Here is a 14185-nt window from a genome sequence, read left to right on the forward strand (position 1 = left end):
TGTCTCGGGACGCATCAGTACAAAGAACTGACACCCGGGCCCGAGAAGCGTCTCTGCCCTCTTCGACCGATAGACTTAAGCGAGCGCAGATGTCCGCATATATGTTGCAGCCGCTGTCCGGTCGGAGAGGACGATTCTTTAGGTGTCACCAGCACAGCAGATCAAGCACACACTCCAGGCCTACGAGTCGGCGGACGCATCTTTTGCTCAGTCCGCGAAGAAGTTGCCACCCGTGGGGTGGAAAGGAGCGCTCTACGCTCTCAAGCGTGCGGGTATCGAGTTTTTCTTGGAGCTCGGTTTCGACGCCGCCGCGAAGTTGACTTACTACACGGTGCTAACCTTCGCACCCGCACTGCTTGCGATTTACTCAATTGCCACGCTGATGTTGTCCGGTTACACCGATGACCTCAACCGACTGACCGAGGATTTCATCCGCAGCTACATTCCAGCTGAGTATGCCGAACCGATTCGCAATGTCATCTCAACGATTATCGGCTCCGCCACGGGCGGTCTCGTCGCACTGACTATCGGTATTGTCTTTGCGCTGATTTCGTCGTCGGCCTACACGCGCGCATTTTCGCGCACGGGTAACTCCATCTATGGCGTATCCGAAGGCCGCACGCTTATTCGCTACCACCTGCTCATGGTCGCCATTACGCTATTGCTGCTCATTGGCACGGTGGTACTGCTCATTGCGATTGTTGTCAATGACCAGCTAGTTATCACCATCGTCGAACCGGTTGCCCGCCCGTTGGGTATTGAATCGACCACGCGACAGGTCATTGACTTCTGCATCTCCGTCTGGAGTTGGCTGCGCTGGCCGGTCATTATCGTCATGTCGATGATTCTGATTGGCTCGCTGTACTACTTCACACCGAATGTGCGCATGCGCAAATTCCGCTGGCTCAGTACCGGTTCGGCACTGGCAATTATCAGCTCGCTGGGTATTGGCAAGGCATTGCAGCTTTACCTGTTCAACTTTGCGGCTTCAAACCCCTACGGCGCCATGGGTGCCGTCATTGCTCTCATGACTGCACTTTGGGGCATTAATGTCGTCGTGGTCTTCGGCTTCAAGCTGGATGCCGAGGTTGAGAGGATGCGCCAACTGCGCGCCGGCCTGCCCGCAGAGCGATACATCCAGCTTCCACCCCGAGCTACCGCGGCCGCCGAGGGCGAGCAGAAAATCCATCAGAATCTAGAAAAGCAGGCGGCCGAATTCCGAACTGAGGAAGAGCTATAGCGCAATCACACCCACAATTGCAGCGTTGAGCAGGTTGGTGCACAGACCCGCAATCAGCGCCAGCGGACCGTTCTTGGCAATCTCACCGCGACGCTCCGGCGATAGCGCACCGAAGGAACCGATCTGAATTGCAATGGAAGACAGGTTGGCGAAGCCAGCCAGGGCGAAGGTCGCCAACATGATGGACTTCGGATCCAGCGAGTCGACGTGCTCCGAGAACGAGGTGTAGCCGACGAACTCGTTCAGAATCGTCTTCTCACCAATGAAGCTACCGACCAGCCCTGCGTTCTCCCACGGCACACCAATCAACCAGGCAATCGGCGCGAAGATTAGGCCGAACAGCCCCTCCAGTGACCAGTTTTCCTGACCGAACCAGCCGCCGATGCCGCCAATCATGGCCGACAGCATCGCAATCACAGCGATGAACGCAATCAACAGACATGCCACAACCACAGCGATACGACCGCCGGCCAACGCACCCGATCCTAGCGCGTCAATGACGTTCTTCGACTCAGTGTCGCGGACATCCTTCACCGACGCATCCAGATCGGATTCCTCCGTCTCCGGCCAGAAAGTCTTCGCAATCAGCAGCGAGCCCGGCGCGTTCATTACCGATGCCGCCAGCAGGTACTCCAACGGCGCACCGAGCAGGGAGTAACCGATCAAGGTCGATCCGGCCACCGACGCAAAACCGCCCGACATACATGCGAACAGCTCCGACTTGGTCAGTTTCGGAATATACGGCTTAACGACGAGCGGAGCCTCCGACTGCCCGAGGAAAATCACCGTGGAAGCGAAGACGGACTCCACCTTCGAGGTTCCCATAATGAACTTCAGTGCGGACCCGACATATTCAACGAAGTACTGCACTACCCGCAGGTAGTAGAGGGCGCCGAGGACCGCGCCCAGGAAGATGATCACTGGCAGCACGTTGAGCACGAAGACGAAGTTTTTACCCGTGCCGTCGAAAAGATTACCGAAGACAAACGAGGTGCCCTCATTTGTAAAGTCGATCATCTTCTCAATGGCACCGGCCACGCTCTTCAACGCCTGGAAGCCGGGTTCCCACTTCAGCACTACCAGCGCGAACACCGCTTGCAGCAGCAGGCCAACGCCGAGTGTGCGCCAGTTAATGGCTTTCCTGTTCTTTGAGATAGCAATGGCAAATCCGATGACGAGGATGATGCCCAGTAAGCCTTGCAGTCTATCCATGACTAAGGTCTTCTTTCTTGATAAAAGAGGCTGCGGTGATGATGCCTACAGGTCCTCGGGACCAAAGGCGTAAGGGAGAATTTTTTCGAAGTCGATGCTGGCCGGAGCGCCTAAACCACCATTTTCCGGGCGCTCGGATTCCACAATGACACGCTTGCACCCAAATTCGTGCAGGACCTGCCGACAGGCACCACAGGGGTGGCACGGTGCCGCCTTTCGCCCGACAATGGCACAGGCCGCAATCTTATGGTTGCCGCCGTGCTCCGCGACCATGCGGAACACGGCTGTACGCTCTGCGCAGTTGGTCAACCCATAGGACGCATTTTCCACGTTGCAGCCTGTGACCACCGTGCCGTCGTCAAGCAGAAGTGCGGCACCGACCGGAAAACCTGAATAGGGGACGTACGAGTTTTCCGTGGCTGCGTAGGCCTTAGCCAGTAGTTCTTCGTCTGAAATGTAGGACATTGTGCTCTCCCTCCCCGAGCCTGTTCGAGGTGTTTATGCAAACATACTTATGTGGGTACAAATGGAAAGTTGCCTATTGACATTTGTTCTAGTGCTGATGATAATCGGAATCAGCAGAGTTCACAAGACCAATATCGCTAAGCACGATCGCCTATAAAAGGAGCGAACAATGGCTGAAAAGTTCGATGTAGTTGACGTCATCAAGGTAAAGCGTGATGGCGGTGAGCTCAGTCCGGAAGAGATTTCCTGGGTCATTGATGCCTACACTCGCGGTGTCGTGGGCGATGAACAGATGGCGGCGCTGAACATGGCCATCTTCATCCGCGGCATGAACCGTCGCGAGATTGTGGATTGGACTCAGGCGATGATTGACTCGGGCGAGACCATGAGCTTCGCATCGCTGAGCAAGCCCACCACGGACAAGCACTCCACCGGTGGTGTCGGCGACAAGATCACACTGCCGCTGGGCCCACTGGTGTCCTCCTACGGCGTGGCCGTCCCGCAGCTGTCTGGCCGTGGCCTCGGCCACACCGGCGGCACCCTGGACAAGCTGGAATCCATTCCGGGCTGGCAGGCTGATGTTCCGAATGACCGCTTGATGCAGGTCCTGGAGGATTCCGGCGCGGTCGTCGCAGCAGCCGGTGCGGGCCTGGCACCTGCGGATAAGAAGATTTACGCGCTGCGTGACATCACCTCGACGGTGGACTGCATTCCGCTGATTGCCTCGTCGATCATGTCCAAGAAGATTGCGGAGGGCACCTCCAGCTTGGTGCTGGATGTCAAGGTCGGCTCGGGCGCCTTCATGAAGGATCTGAATCAGGCCCGCGAACTGGCCCGCACCATGGTTGACCTGGGCAACGACGCGGGCGTGAACACCCGCGCGCTGCTGACGGACATGTCCACGCCGCTGGGCCTGACCATCGGCAACGCCCTCGAGGTCCGCGAATCGGTGGAGGTTCTCGCCGGCGGCGGCCCCGCAGACGTCGTGGAGCTGACCTGTGAACTGGCCCGAAACATGCTGGAGCTGGCCGGCGTGCACGATGCCGACGTGGAGCAGGCTCTGAAGGACGGCCGCGCAATGGATTCGTGGAAGAAGATGATCCGCGCTCAGGGCGGCGATCCGGATGCCGCGTTGCCGGTGGCACCTCACACGCACGATGTGGTTGCGCAGGCCGACGGTTACCTGACCAAGCTGGATGCACTCGCTCTCGGCGTTGGTTCCTGGCGCTTGGGCGCGGGACGTGCGCGTAAGGATGATCCGGTGCAGGCCACTGCCGGTATTGAGATTTTCGCCAAGCCGGGAGACAAGGTGGTCAAGGGCCAGAAGCTGCTCACGCTGCACACTGAAACTCCGGATAAGTTCGAGCGCGCTCTCGAGTCCATCGAGCCGGGCATTGAAATCGGCGACACCGCGCCGACAGCCGAGCGCGAGATTATCCTCGATCGCGTGTCCTAGCCCGCCACCTCCCTACTTTTAAGCACCTACTTTTAAGCTCTCTCCCAAATTTCCGAAAGGACTTGATTTCTCCCATGACTTCCCGCGCTGATGTTGCCAAGATGATTGACCACACCCTACTCAAGCCAGAAGCCACCTCTGACCAGGTCAAGGCTCTTATCGCCGAGGCCGCCAAGCTCGGCACCTACTCCATCTGCATCTCCCCTTCGCAGCTCCCAGTCGAGGTGCCAGAGGGCCTGCACATCGCCACTGTCGTCGGTTTCCCCTCCGGCGCGGTAAAGGCCGAGGTCAAGGCTGCTGAAGCCGCTCGCGCTGTGGCCGATGGCGCTGAAGAAGTCGACATGGTCATCAACATCGCCTTCGCCAAGGAACACCGCTTCGACGACCTCGAGGCCGAAATCAAGACTGTTCGCGACGCCATTCCGGGCAAGATCTTGAAGGTCATCATCGAGTCGGCCGCTCTGACCGATGAGGAAATCATCGCAGCCTGCAAGGCCTCCGAGTCCGCAGGCGCAGACTTCGTCAAGACCTCCACAGGCTTCCACCCGGCCGGCGGCGCTTCCGCTCACGCCGTGAAGCTCATGCGCGAAACCGTGGGCGACCGCCTGGGCGTCAAGGCTTCTGGCGGTATCCGCGATGCCGCTGCCGCTGAGGAAATGATCGCCGCTGGCGCCTCTCGCCTGGGTCTTTCCTCCTCCGCCGCTGTCCTCGACGGTCTGAAGTAGGCGAACCCCGATGCTCTCCGAACAGCTACAAGCCACCATCACCGATTGGATCGCCCACGATCCGGACGAGGCCACCGCCGCCGAGCTCTCTTCGCTTTACGACGAAGCCAAGGCCGCCAACCCCGATGCGATTGCCGAGCTGGAAAGCCGTTTCGCCGGGCCACTCGAATTCGGCACTGCAGGTCTTCGCGGTGTCGTTGCAGCTGGTCAGTCCCGCATGAACCGTGCCACGGTCATCCGTGCCACCGCTGGCCTGGTTGCGCATCTGAAGAACATTGTGGGCGACGACTTCACCGTGGTCATTGGTTGCGATGCCCGCCACGGCTCCGCCGATTTTCACCGCGATGCCGCTGCGGTTGTCGCCGCAGCCGGTGGCAAGGCCCTGGCTCTGCCACAGCAGCTGCCCACACCGGTGACCGCCTTTGCCGTGCGCCACCTCAATGCCGATGCCGGCATCATGGTCACGGCCAGCCACAATCCACCGAAGGACAACGGCTACAAGGTTTACCTCGGTGGCCGCGCGGTGGAGTCGGATTCCCGCCGAGGCGTCCAAATCATCGCGCCCCATGACAAGCAAATTGCGGACGCCATCGCCGCTGCTCCACCGGCTGATGAGGTCCCGCGTGACTTCGATGCCGTCGAGCAGGTTGGTCCTGAACTGCTGGATGCTTATGTGAAACGGGCGGCAGCGCTCGCAACGACGTCGTCAAGCGAAGAGAAGCAAGCAGCGAAGATTGTCCTCACCCCTATGCATGGCGTCGGTGGCGAGACCATCGTGCGCACACTGAACGCGGCAGGTTTCTCGAATGTCCGCGTGGTCGAGAAGCAGTTCGCGCCGGATCCGGAGTTCCCGACGGTATCGTTCCCGAACCCGGAGGAAGCCGGGGCGCTGGATCTTGCGTTTGAGCTCGCGCGTGCCGAAGACGCGGATGTCATCATCGCGGCTGACCCGGATGCGGACCGCTGCTCAGTGGCTATTCCGGATAGCGGCGTCGACGGCGGCTGGCGACAGCTCTCCGGCGACGACATCGGTGCGTTTCTGGGTGAAGTCATCGCTGCGGATGCCGAGGCCCGTGGGATTGCGACCGTGACCAATGATGAGGGCGCAGAGTTCCCAGCCACAATGGCTAACTCGATTGTGTCCTCACGCCTGCTGAGCAAGATTGCTGCAGGTCACGGACTGAATTATCGCGCTACACTGACCGGCTTTAAGTGGATTGCTGGTGTGGACGGGCTCGTCTTCGGCTACGAGGAGGCCATTGGCTACTGCACTGACCCGGCAGTCGTTCGAGACAAGGACGGCGTATCTGCGGCGGTGCGTGTCGCCGACGCGGTGGCGCGACTGAAGGGCCAGGGTCTTGGCATCCAGGACCTTCTGGATGATGTCGCCCGTGCCCATGGTCTCTACAAGACCGCACCGTTGACCTTCCGTGTCGAGGACCGCTCGCTGATCACCAAGGGCATGGACACTCTGCGCGCCAACCCGCCTGCACAACTGGCTGGTTCGAAGGTCACGCAGGTCACGGACATGAATGATGGCCTAGACATGGTCGACGCCAAGGCCGAGAGCTATCACATCCCGCCTACCGACGGCATTCTCATCCTCACCGAGGCCAACGACCGCGTCATTGCCCGGCCTTCCGGCACGGAACCGAAGCTGAAGTGCTACCTGGAAGTCGTGCTGCCGGTCGCTTCGGCCGCGATTCCGCACGTGGCCGCGGCCGAGCGGCTCGACCAGATTAAGGCCGAGCTCAAGGAAATCCTGGGGATGTAGCGACTAAACAGCTAACCAATAGGCAGCTACCAGCTACACCTCGCAACAAACTGGGGTGCGCATGAACGAAACGGCCGAAAAATGGCCGTGGGGTTTCACGCGCGCCCCAGTTTCACATATGCAGCCCGGAGTCTTGGACCGGCTCATGAGTTACTGACTAGGTTTATGACAAAAACAAGCAGAAATTAGTGCCGAAACTGACATAAACTTAGGCAGTTTCTCGATGGTCACAACCTCATTTGAAGCTCACCACCTCATTTCGGGTCTAGCTAAACCCGTCCTTGCCGCATTTTGCGCAAGACATGCGTCTCCTAACATGCTTTACAGTTTTCCCAGTAATACAATAAAAGCCGTTAACCGTGTCCCCAGGGGATGGAACACCATTCGCTACGCGGGTTGGGCTCATCACAGGGGGAACACTTCCTCCTCGTGATTGGTCGTCCAGCATGTCGCATAACGAGTCCCCCAGCTCAGACCCCAACTACAATTCGAATCCTTCCACCGGTTCTTTCGGCCCCGTGTACCCGAACCAGGCACCTCAACCACAACCACAGCCGCAGCAGCAACCCCAGTTCGCTGCGCAGCCGGCACCAGCGTACGCTTACGCAGCCCCAACAGCGTATCCGCAGCAGAACTCAGGTACTTCCGGCGCAATGATTGCGCTCATTTCAGTGCTGGTCGTGGTGCTGCTGAGTCTGGTTGGCGCAGTTGCTTATGTCAGCCTCGGCAAAGATGACTCGGTGGCTGCTGCCGATACACAGCCAGCTGCCACCACGCAGGTCGCTGCCGATGCTTCGAGCCAGCCCAACCCACCGGTCACACAGACTGAGACCGTGGTTGTTCAAGATTCGAGTGGCTCATCCGGTAATTCGGGCTCGTCTCGCTCATCGGGCCTGGCTGGCGGCAACCTCTCCAGCGCATGGAAGGGCACGTCCTCAACGAGCGATCCGTTCGTTCGAAATGTACACAGCGCCTACGTCCGCTATCGCAATTCCACTGGTGCGGAATCCGGCACCATCACGGCCTACAGCCCAACGACTGGCCTGACCTACAACATGTGGTGCCGTCCTGCTGGCAGCAACATCAAGTGCACGGGCGGCCGTAACGCAGTGGTGTACATCGGCTAACGCATACCGCCCACCGCCACGGTCACAGCACTCCAGTCCGCGACCTACGCCACTGCGTCGTCTAGGCCGCCAGCTAGGTCGTGGAAAATGGCCCGGTTGAGACGAAATGCCTTTTTCGCCTCGTCAACCACGGCATCTTTGTCGGCATCCGAAATGCCCAGCTCAGACAGACTCTGTCGGTAGCCGTCGCGGTAGGGCTTAATTTTTCCGATCGCGGAGAAGTCATAGAATCGGGTTCCCTCCGCACCGATGCCGTAGTGCTTGGCCAGCATGGACGCAATCACCTGGCCACCAGAAAGATCGCCCAGGTAGCGAACGTAATGGTGTGCCAATGCGGCGTTGGCGTTGCCGTTGCTTTCGATTTCACGAAGCTCGGCCACGTAGTTCTTTGTCGCCTCCACTGGCGAGATCTTTTCCCGCCAGTCAGGCCCCACCAAATGTTCAAGGTCGGCCTCCAGAGCCTCCAGGCGCTCCAGCTGCGCATCGTAGACCGCGCTGACCTGCGGCGACTCCGCAGTGGACCGCACTGCCTGCTCCAACGCTTCGTAAACAAAGTAGAGCTGACCAGTTAGATCGATGGCCGCCTGCGCGTCCAGTTCACCCGCCAGCAGTCTCGACATGAAGTCGGAGTTTTCCGCTTCACTGTGGACACCCGCAGTCTCCACTTTGAGTCGCTCTGCCAAGGGCTGAGCAGCCTGCTTGTCACCTTCTTTAATCGTGTTTTCAACCATGGTTTTCTTCTTTCTCTGTGAGGTTCGGAGACTGGGGTGAGAGATTGTGGCTCGCGCGCTGAGGCACCAGCACGGGGTTGCCCGCGGAGTCCTGAAGCACTTCCACACCGATGCCGTAGACTTCGCTGACGGTCTGTGCATCCAGGGTTTCCGCAGGCGGTCCTTGCTTTACGACGCGCCCCTGCGCCACCACCACAACGTGATCGGCATACGCCGCTGCGGCGGACAAATCGTGCAGGACCACGACCACGGCTTTGCCCGCCGCCGCGCGGGCGCGCATCATTCCCATGATTTTTTCGGCATGGTGGAGGTCCAGGGCTGCAGTCGGTTCGTCGAGAAGCACGACAGGAGTGTCCTGGTAGAACACGCGCGCGCTGTGGACGCGGGCGCGCTCGCCGCCGGAGAGGGTCGGGACTTCCCGGTCAAGGAGGTGCGCGACGTCGCATTCAGTGATGACTTCCGCGAGCAGCTCTTCGTTCGGGCAGCCCCAGGGGTTGCGTCCGAAGTCGATGACTTCACGGCTGGTGAATGGCACGGACAGTTCTTGGCTCTGCACCAGGACGGCGCGGTAGCGGGCCAGGTCGGCGATGGAGAGCTCGGTAATGGAGTGCTCGCCGATCCGGACGTCGCCGCCACTGAGCTCATGGTCGCCGGAAAGCGCTGCAAGGAGTGTCGACTTTCCGGCACCATTCGGGCCGACCAGCGCGGTGACTTTTCCGGGCTCGGCGACCACGGAAATATCGTTGAGGATGCGGTGACCGTCCAGGGTGATGCTGACATTTTCGGCAGAAATACCCAGGCCAGAGTGAATTTCCATTAGTGCACCGCCCTCTTCGAACGCAGGAGCAGCCAGAAGAACAGTGGGCCACCGACAATCGAGGTGAGCATTCCCAGCGGCAGGTCCGCACCGGTGATCATGGTGCGGGCCGCGAGGTCGGCCAGCGTTGTGGCCAGCGCGCCGCCGAGGATGCATGCGGGAATCAGCGTGCGATGCGCTGGTCCCAGCAGCAGTCGTGCAGCGTGCGGCACGACCAGGCCGATGAAGACGATGATGCCGGAAAATGCCACTCCAGCCGCCACGACCAGGGACGTGCCAAAAATGATGGCGCGACGCAGCGTGACGACGTTAATACCCAGGTGGCGGGCTTGCGCTTCACCAAGACTCAGAATGTCCAGCTTGCGGTAGCTGACCCACATGGCAATCACGGCCGGAACTGTCACCAACGTAATAATGACAACCTGCGTCCAGGTGGCACTGGCAAACGAGCCCATCTGCCAGAACACAATGCGGTCGCGGGCAGCCGTGGAGGCTACGAATGTCAGGAGCGAAACCAGACCACCACAGATGGAGTTCACAGCCACACCGACCAGAATGATTCGAGCGATATCGCGGCCACCGTGCGCATTGGCGGCCACAATAGCCGTGGCTACCGCGCCACCAATAAAAGCTGAGACCGCAATGGCCCAGCTGCTGGCGAAGACACTCAACACTCCGCCGAGCACTCCGGAAAGCCCGGCGGCGGTGCCCAAAACTGTGGCGGTGGCAGCGCCGACCGCGGCGCCGGAGGAAACGCCGATGAGGCCGGGTTCGGCAAGCGGGTTGCCGAACACCGCTTGCAGCGCCACACCTGCGAGGGCGAGCCCCGCGCCAACGAGGCAGGCCAGCGCGATGCGCGGCAGTCGCACTTGCCACAGCACGGTGTCGATGGGCTCTGGCGCGTCACCGAGACCGCCATTGAACACTAGCCTCACCATTGAGCTCAGTGATTCGCCGATGGTAGCGCCGAACTGCCCCACGGAGGCCGACCAACCTATTGCCAGCACCAGCGCTAGGGCGAGTCCAATGAAAACGGCCACCTGTCTGAACGGACTAGTTTTGTTCGCGGTTGTCTGCATTGCTCAGCCAGTCACTTTCCCGCAGTCTTGTCAGCGCCATCACCAGCACCGCCACCGTAGAGAGCATCCGCAATGGCGCGAATCGCACGCGGCGACTGCGAGTCAAAGGACAGCAGCTGCGAATCGGGCACGTCCACAACGGACTCATTCTGGCCCGCCGGGGTCTGTGCGATGCCCGGGATTTCCTTCAAGCCTTCAATCCCGCCGACGGACTCCAGGCCACCAGACATAACCAGGATGGTGTCTGGAGCCGCAGCAATCAGGGACTCCGGAGTAATAGGCGTGAACGCACCCTCAATACCCACGCCCTCACCGGCATCGACACCGCCGAGACGAGTGATCAGAGAACGCCCACCAGAATCCGGTCCCGCAATCATGGCCACACCGGTTCCGCGCACATACAGGATCATCATCTTGCGGCCATCGGCCTTGGCCTGCGCGTACTCGGTCGCAGCCGCCAGCTCCTTGTCCAGGTGCTCCTTCACCGGGCGAACTTGGTCAGCCAGGCCGACTGCGCCCGCAACCTCGTCGATAAGCGTGTTGATGGTCTCGGGAGTGCGCTCGTCCGACACATGGACGACAGTGATTCCCGCCTTTTCAAACGTGTCGAAGACACGGCTGGGGCCGATCGAGCCATCGGTAATGATGAGCTCCGGCTTCAGCTTCATCACCGACTCAGCATTGACTGCATGTCCGCCAATGGTGAGGTTCGGCAAATCCTTTACCGCCGGGAAATCGGAGGTGGAGTCGCGCCCCACCAGACGGTCTCCGAGACCAAGCGCGTAGACCGCACGACTGAGTGCTCCCGCCCGGTCAAGCGTGAGAATACGCTGGTAGTCCTTGTCCGCCGCCGGTTTCGGGTCTTTCAGCAGCACTTCGGGGTTTTCCGAAGGCAGGTTCGCATGCGCGGCACCGTGAGCGGAAATGTTGTCGGCGCGCGGAACCGTCGTCACGCCAGCGCTTGACGACGATGCCCCCTCCCTCGCGGCATCATCGGAACCACAGGCGACTAGTCCTGCGACTAGGACAACACTCAGCAGTGTTCCGGCAAGACTGCGAACGCGACAGGCAGGCACGGTGAACATATTCCCCCTCTGTGAGCTGACGCTGCACGGAGATAGACGACAAAAAGAATGACTAAATAACGACTAACACTAGTAACAAAGAGCTTAAAAAGGACTTTGCTCTACTCACCCAAAGAATCTTAGGCTATCTTTTAGTTCTAGGTTAGCCTACCCTTAAATAAAGATAGTAATCTCTACAGTTTTTCGGAAGGACGTTACCTCCTATGACTACTCGTACACTCCAGCGTCGCGCGGCTTTCCTGGCTGTTCCGGCCGTCGCCGCACTTCCACTTCTCGCCGCCTGTGGCACAGATGACGCGGACGATGCCGCACAGGATGCTACCAACGCCTCGGAAACCACCAGCTCGGCTGCAGATCAAGAAACCGACGCCAGCGCCGGCGAAGTAACCATGGAGGCCGAGCCGGTCAACGACCTCTCCGAGGGCGATGTCATCTCCGTCGACCTGTCTGGTCTCGACCCCGACTACGGCTACTACGCCGCACTCTGCGCCGCCGAGAAGGCTCCAGGCAACCCCGTCCCGGACTGCACCGGTGACCGCAGTGCCGGCACCCAGTCGCAGCAGTGGATTACCAAGAAGTCCGGCGGCACCACCACCATCGCCGACGACAACACCGCACACTTCGAGCTCAGCGTTGTGCCCACCGGCGAGGCCGTGGACTGCACCCAGCAGGACTGCGTGCTGAAGCTCTTCGGTGACCACAGCGAGGGCTTCGAGGACATCACCGAGATCCCGGTTACTTTCGCTAAGTAGGCCAAACCACACACGCGCAGGCGTCGCAGTCCTAGGCTAAGAGCCATGGAAACCGACCAGCCTGCGACTGCTTTAGAAGCGGCACCGCGCCGCATCACACTCCTGCCCGGCGACGGCATCGGCCCTGAAATCACCGATGCCTGCCGAGGACTCATCGCCGATGTCTTCCCGCACTGGGAGCTGACAGAGGCACAAATTGGCTGGTCCCAGTGGTGCGCGCACGGCAATCCCGTCCCGCAGGAAACTTGGGAAACACTCGGACGCAGCGACGCCGCTCTGCTCGCGGCGATTACCTCCAAGCCCGCTCGCGAGGCTGAGGAAGAACTAGCACCGCATCTGCGCGATACCGGCCTGACCTACCGCTCCCCTGTTCTCCAGCTGCGCCAGCGCCTCGACCTCTTCGCCAACATCCGCCCGGTCACCCTGCCCGGCGCGGCTGCCGACTTCACCATCGTCCGCGAAAACACCGAGGGTCTCTACAGTCACGACTATCTCCTCCCGCCTTACGACACCCCGACCGACTCCCCGCACCACCACCTGTGGGCAGAGGTGGCGGGGGACTCGACGGTGGCTCGCGCCGTCGATAAGCGTGGCGACGTTGCGATTTCTTTGCGCGTGACGACGTCCTTTGCGTGGCACCGCCTTGCGCGACAGGCGGCCAAGTTGGCTCTCGCGCGCCAGGCGGCAAACCCCGATTCGGAGGCCACGCCGACGGTGACGGTGGCGGACAAGCCGAATATCCTGCGGGACTCTGCGCGTGTGATTCGCGGGGCAGTTGAAGAAGTGGCGGAGGAGTATTCGCAGGTCGCATTCGATTTTGCCAATGCGGATGCCGTGGCAATGCAGCTGGTGACCGACCCGGCGCGCTTTGATGTCATCATCGCGGAAAACCTCATCGGCGACATTCTCAGTGACATCGGTGCCGGTTTGATTGGCGGGCTGGGGCTGGCGGCATCGGCGAATGTTGGCGACGACTTTGCGGTTTTCGAGCCGGTGCACGGTTCGGCACCGGACATTGCCGGGCGCGGCATCGCCAACCCGGCTGCGTTTTTGCTCTCTGCGGCAATGTGCGCGGAGCACCTTGGGCATCCGACCTCGGAACTTGCGCCCGCAGCCAAGCTGCGCGAGGCCGTCTACGCCGCCAAGTGCACCGCGCCGACGCCAGACCTCGGCGGCACCGCGACTACCAGCGAGTTTGTGACTGCAGTGCGGGCGGAGCTGGGGTTGTAGGCATTGACTCGATTACGAAGCGCAATTAAAGTGGTTGCTATCAATCCCAGCCGTTGACCCTCCGCCGATAAGGAGAGCGCCGATGACTGGGATTACTCATAGGGGGAGGGCCAAGAAATATGAGTAGAAACAGATATAGTGCTGCGCGAGCTGTGCCTTTACGCGAGATCACTACAGCAGTGCTTGTTGATGGTGGCTTTTACCGCAAACGTGCGGCAACACTGTTTGGTCATAAGACCGCAGAGGATCGCGCTGATGAACTGGTCAAGTACTGCCATCGCCATATACGTGAATCGCGCGCTGGACTGTACCGAATCTTTTACTACGACTGCCCACCGTCACAGCGGGTTGTTTATCACCCATTGCTCCAGCAGCAAGTCAACCTTGGTAAAAGTGAACTTTTTACCTGGACCAATGACTTCTTCGCTGCATTGGCTAAAAAACGAAGACGATCCTTTACACGTTAACTACACCGGAAAACAGGACCCTGAG

14 protein-coding genes are annotated in these 14185 nt (G+C 60.1%); 8 read left to right on the forward strand and 6 right to left on the reverse strand.

The features are described from left to right. The first annotated feature begins 142 nt into the window (after window positions 1-142). Window positions 143-1240 carry a YihY/virulence factor BrkB family protein gene (locus ADB08_RS08785; protein ID WP_049172490.1) on the forward strand — a complete coding sequence of 366 codons (1098 nt, stop codon included), beginning with the start codon at window positions 143-145 and terminating at the stop codon, window positions 1238-1240. Here ADB08_RS08785 and ADB08_RS08790 read toward each other — a convergent pair. Next, window positions 1235-2452 carry a NupC/NupG family nucleoside CNT transporter gene (locus tag ADB08_RS08790; protein WP_048732023.1) on the reverse strand — a complete coding sequence of 406 codons (1218 nt, stop codon included), beginning with the start codon at window positions 2450-2452 and terminating at the stop codon, window positions 1235-1237. The genes ADB08_RS08785 and ADB08_RS08790 overlap by 6 nt on opposite strands. Window positions 2453-2497: 45 nt before the next feature. Further along, on the reverse strand, window positions 2498-2917 hold the full coding sequence (locus ADB08_RS08795; RefSeq protein WP_048732021.1) for a cytidine deaminase: 420 nt from the start codon (window positions 2915-2917) through the stop codon (window positions 2498-2500). A gap of 169 nt (window positions 2918-3086) precedes the next feature. On the opposite strand from ADB08_RS08795, the gene ADB08_RS08800 reads away from it, so the two are divergent. From ADB08_RS08800 to ADB08_RS08815, 4 genes are all read left to right on the forward strand, one after another. Further along, the gene (locus ADB08_RS08800) at window positions 3087-4373 is read left to right on the forward strand and encodes a thymidine phosphorylase (RefSeq protein WP_049172492.1); all 1287 of its coding nucleotides are present in this window, start codon (window positions 3087-3089) and stop codon (window positions 4371-4373) included. Window positions 4374-4447: 74 nt separating this feature from the next. Continuing rightward, on the forward strand, window positions 4448-5098 hold the full coding sequence (gene deoC, locus ADB08_RS08805) for a deoxyribose-phosphate aldolase (protein ID WP_049172494.1): 651 nt from the start codon (window positions 4448-4450) through the stop codon (window positions 5096-5098). A gap of 10 nt (window positions 5099-5108) precedes the next feature. Then, a complete protein-coding gene (locus ADB08_RS08810; protein WP_049172496.1) occupies window positions 5109-6872 on the forward strand; it encodes a phospho-sugar mutase in 1764 nt (587 codons plus the stop codon). Between the two features lie 446 nt (window positions 6873-7318). Beyond that, window positions 7319-7999, forward strand: a complete 681-nt coding sequence (locus tag ADB08_RS08815) for a hypothetical protein (RefSeq protein ID WP_049172498.1) — start codon at window positions 7319-7321, stop codon at window positions 7997-7999. A gap of 44 nt (window positions 8000-8043) precedes the next feature. Here the strand turns inward: ADB08_RS08815 and ADB08_RS08820 are convergent, their stop codons facing one another. Genes ADB08_RS08820 through ADB08_RS08835 form a run of 4 tightly spaced genes read right to left on the reverse strand, consistent with a single transcriptional unit; the run spans window position 8044 to window position 11711 of the window. After that, the gene (locus tag ADB08_RS08820; protein WP_049172500.1) at window positions 8044-8730 is read right to left on the reverse strand and encodes a heme oxygenase (biliverdin-producing); all 687 of its coding nucleotides are present in this window, start codon (window positions 8728-8730) and stop codon (window positions 8044-8046) included. Continuing rightward, window positions 8723-9547 (reverse strand): heme ABC transporter ATP-binding protein, encoded by an 825-nt coding sequence (locus ADB08_RS08825; protein ID WP_049172502.1) that lies wholly within the window; start codon window positions 9545-9547, stop codon window positions 8723-8725. The genes ADB08_RS08820 and ADB08_RS08825 overlap by 8 nt, the downstream gene beginning before the upstream one ends. After that, entirely contained in the window at window positions 9547-10626 is a 1080-nt protein-coding gene (locus ADB08_RS08830; protein WP_049172506.1) for a FecCD family ABC transporter permease, read from the reverse strand. Before ADB08_RS08830 ends, ADB08_RS08825 begins: the two co-directional genes overlap by 1 nt. Before the next feature lie 11 nt (window positions 10627-10637). Next, window positions 10638-11711 (reverse strand): heme/hemin ABC transporter substrate-binding protein, encoded by a 1074-nt coding sequence (locus ADB08_RS08835; RefSeq protein ID WP_049172507.1) that lies wholly within the window; start codon window positions 11709-11711, stop codon window positions 10638-10640. A gap of 203 nt (window positions 11712-11914) precedes the next feature. Here ADB08_RS08835 and ADB08_RS08840 point away from each other — a divergent pair, with 203 nt between their 5' ends. From ADB08_RS08840 to ADB08_RS08850, 3 genes are all read left to right on the forward strand, one after another. Beyond that, window positions 11915-12463 carry a neocarzinostatin apoprotein domain-containing protein gene (locus ADB08_RS08840; protein ID WP_049172509.1) on the forward strand — a complete coding sequence of 183 codons (549 nt, stop codon included), beginning with the start codon at window positions 11915-11917 and terminating at the stop codon, window positions 12461-12463. Window positions 12464-12508: 45 nt separating this feature from the next. After that, complete coding sequence (locus tag ADB08_RS08845; RefSeq protein ID WP_049172511.1) at window positions 12509-13693, forward strand: isocitrate/isopropylmalate dehydrogenase family protein; 1185 nt, start codon at window positions 12509-12511, stop codon at window positions 13691-13693. Between the two features lie 119 nt (window positions 13694-13812). Next, window positions 13813-14160, forward strand: a complete 348-nt coding sequence (locus ADB08_RS08850) for a hypothetical protein (RefSeq protein ID WP_176719133.1) — start codon at window positions 13813-13815, stop codon at window positions 14158-14160. Window positions 14161-14185 lie beyond the last annotated feature (25 nt).

The sequence above is a fragment of the Corynebacterium sp. 239_CJEI genome (genome assembly GCF_001055995.1).
Classification (GTDB): domain Bacteria; phylum Actinomycetota; class Actinomycetes; order Mycobacteriales; family Mycobacteriaceae; genus Corynebacterium; species Corynebacterium jeikeium_D.

Excerpts from the sequence above, each read along its gene's own strand:
- ADB08_RS08790 (WP_048732023.1), bottom strand. The coding sequence starts at position 2,452 with ATGGATAGACTGCAAGGCTTACTGGGCATCATCCTCGTCATCGGATTT.
- ADB08_RS08795 (WP_048732021.1), bottom strand. The coding sequence starts at position 2,917 with ATGTCCTACATTTCAGACGAAGAACTACTGGCTAAGGCCTACGCAGCC.
- ADB08_RS08845 (WP_049172511.1), top strand. The coding sequence starts at position 12,509 with ATGGAAACCGACCAGCCTGCGACTGCTTTAGAAGCGGCACCGCGCCGC.
- ADB08_RS08815 (WP_049172498.1), top strand. The coding sequence starts at position 7,319 with ATGTCGCATAACGAGTCCCCCAGCTCAGACCCCAACTACAATTCGAAT.
- ADB08_RS08800 (WP_049172492.1), top strand. The coding sequence starts at position 3,087 with ATGGCTGAAAAGTTCGATGTAGTTGACGTCATCAAGGTAAAGCGTGAT.
- ADB08_RS08840 (WP_049172509.1), top strand. The coding sequence starts at position 11,915 with ATGACTACTCGTACACTCCAGCGTCGCGCGGCTTTCCTGGCTGTTCCG.
- ADB08_RS08830 (WP_049172506.1), bottom strand. The coding sequence starts at position 10,626 with ATGCAGACAACCGCGAACAAAACTAGTCCGTTCAGACAGGTGGCCGTT.
- deoC (WP_049172494.1), top strand. The coding sequence starts at position 4,448 with ATGACTTCCCGCGCTGATGTTGCCAAGATGATTGACCACACCCTACTC.
- ADB08_RS08850 (WP_176719133.1), top strand. The coding sequence starts at position 13,813 with ATGAGTAGAAACAGATATAGTGCTGCGCGAGCTGTGCCTTTACGCGAG.
- ADB08_RS08820 (WP_049172500.1), bottom strand. The coding sequence starts at position 8,730 with ATGGTTGAAAACACGATTAAAGAAGGTGACAAGCAGGCTGCTCAGCCC.
- ADB08_RS08825 (WP_049172502.1), bottom strand. The coding sequence starts at position 9,547 with ATGGAAATTCACTCTGGCCTGGGTATTTCTGCCGAAAATGTCAGCATC.
- ADB08_RS08810 (WP_049172496.1), top strand. The coding sequence starts at position 5,109 with ATGCTCTCCGAACAGCTACAAGCCACCATCACCGATTGGATCGCCCAC.
- ADB08_RS08835 (WP_049172507.1), bottom strand. The coding sequence starts at position 11,711 with ATGTTCACCGTGCCTGCCTGTCGCGTTCGCAGTCTTGCCGGAACACTG.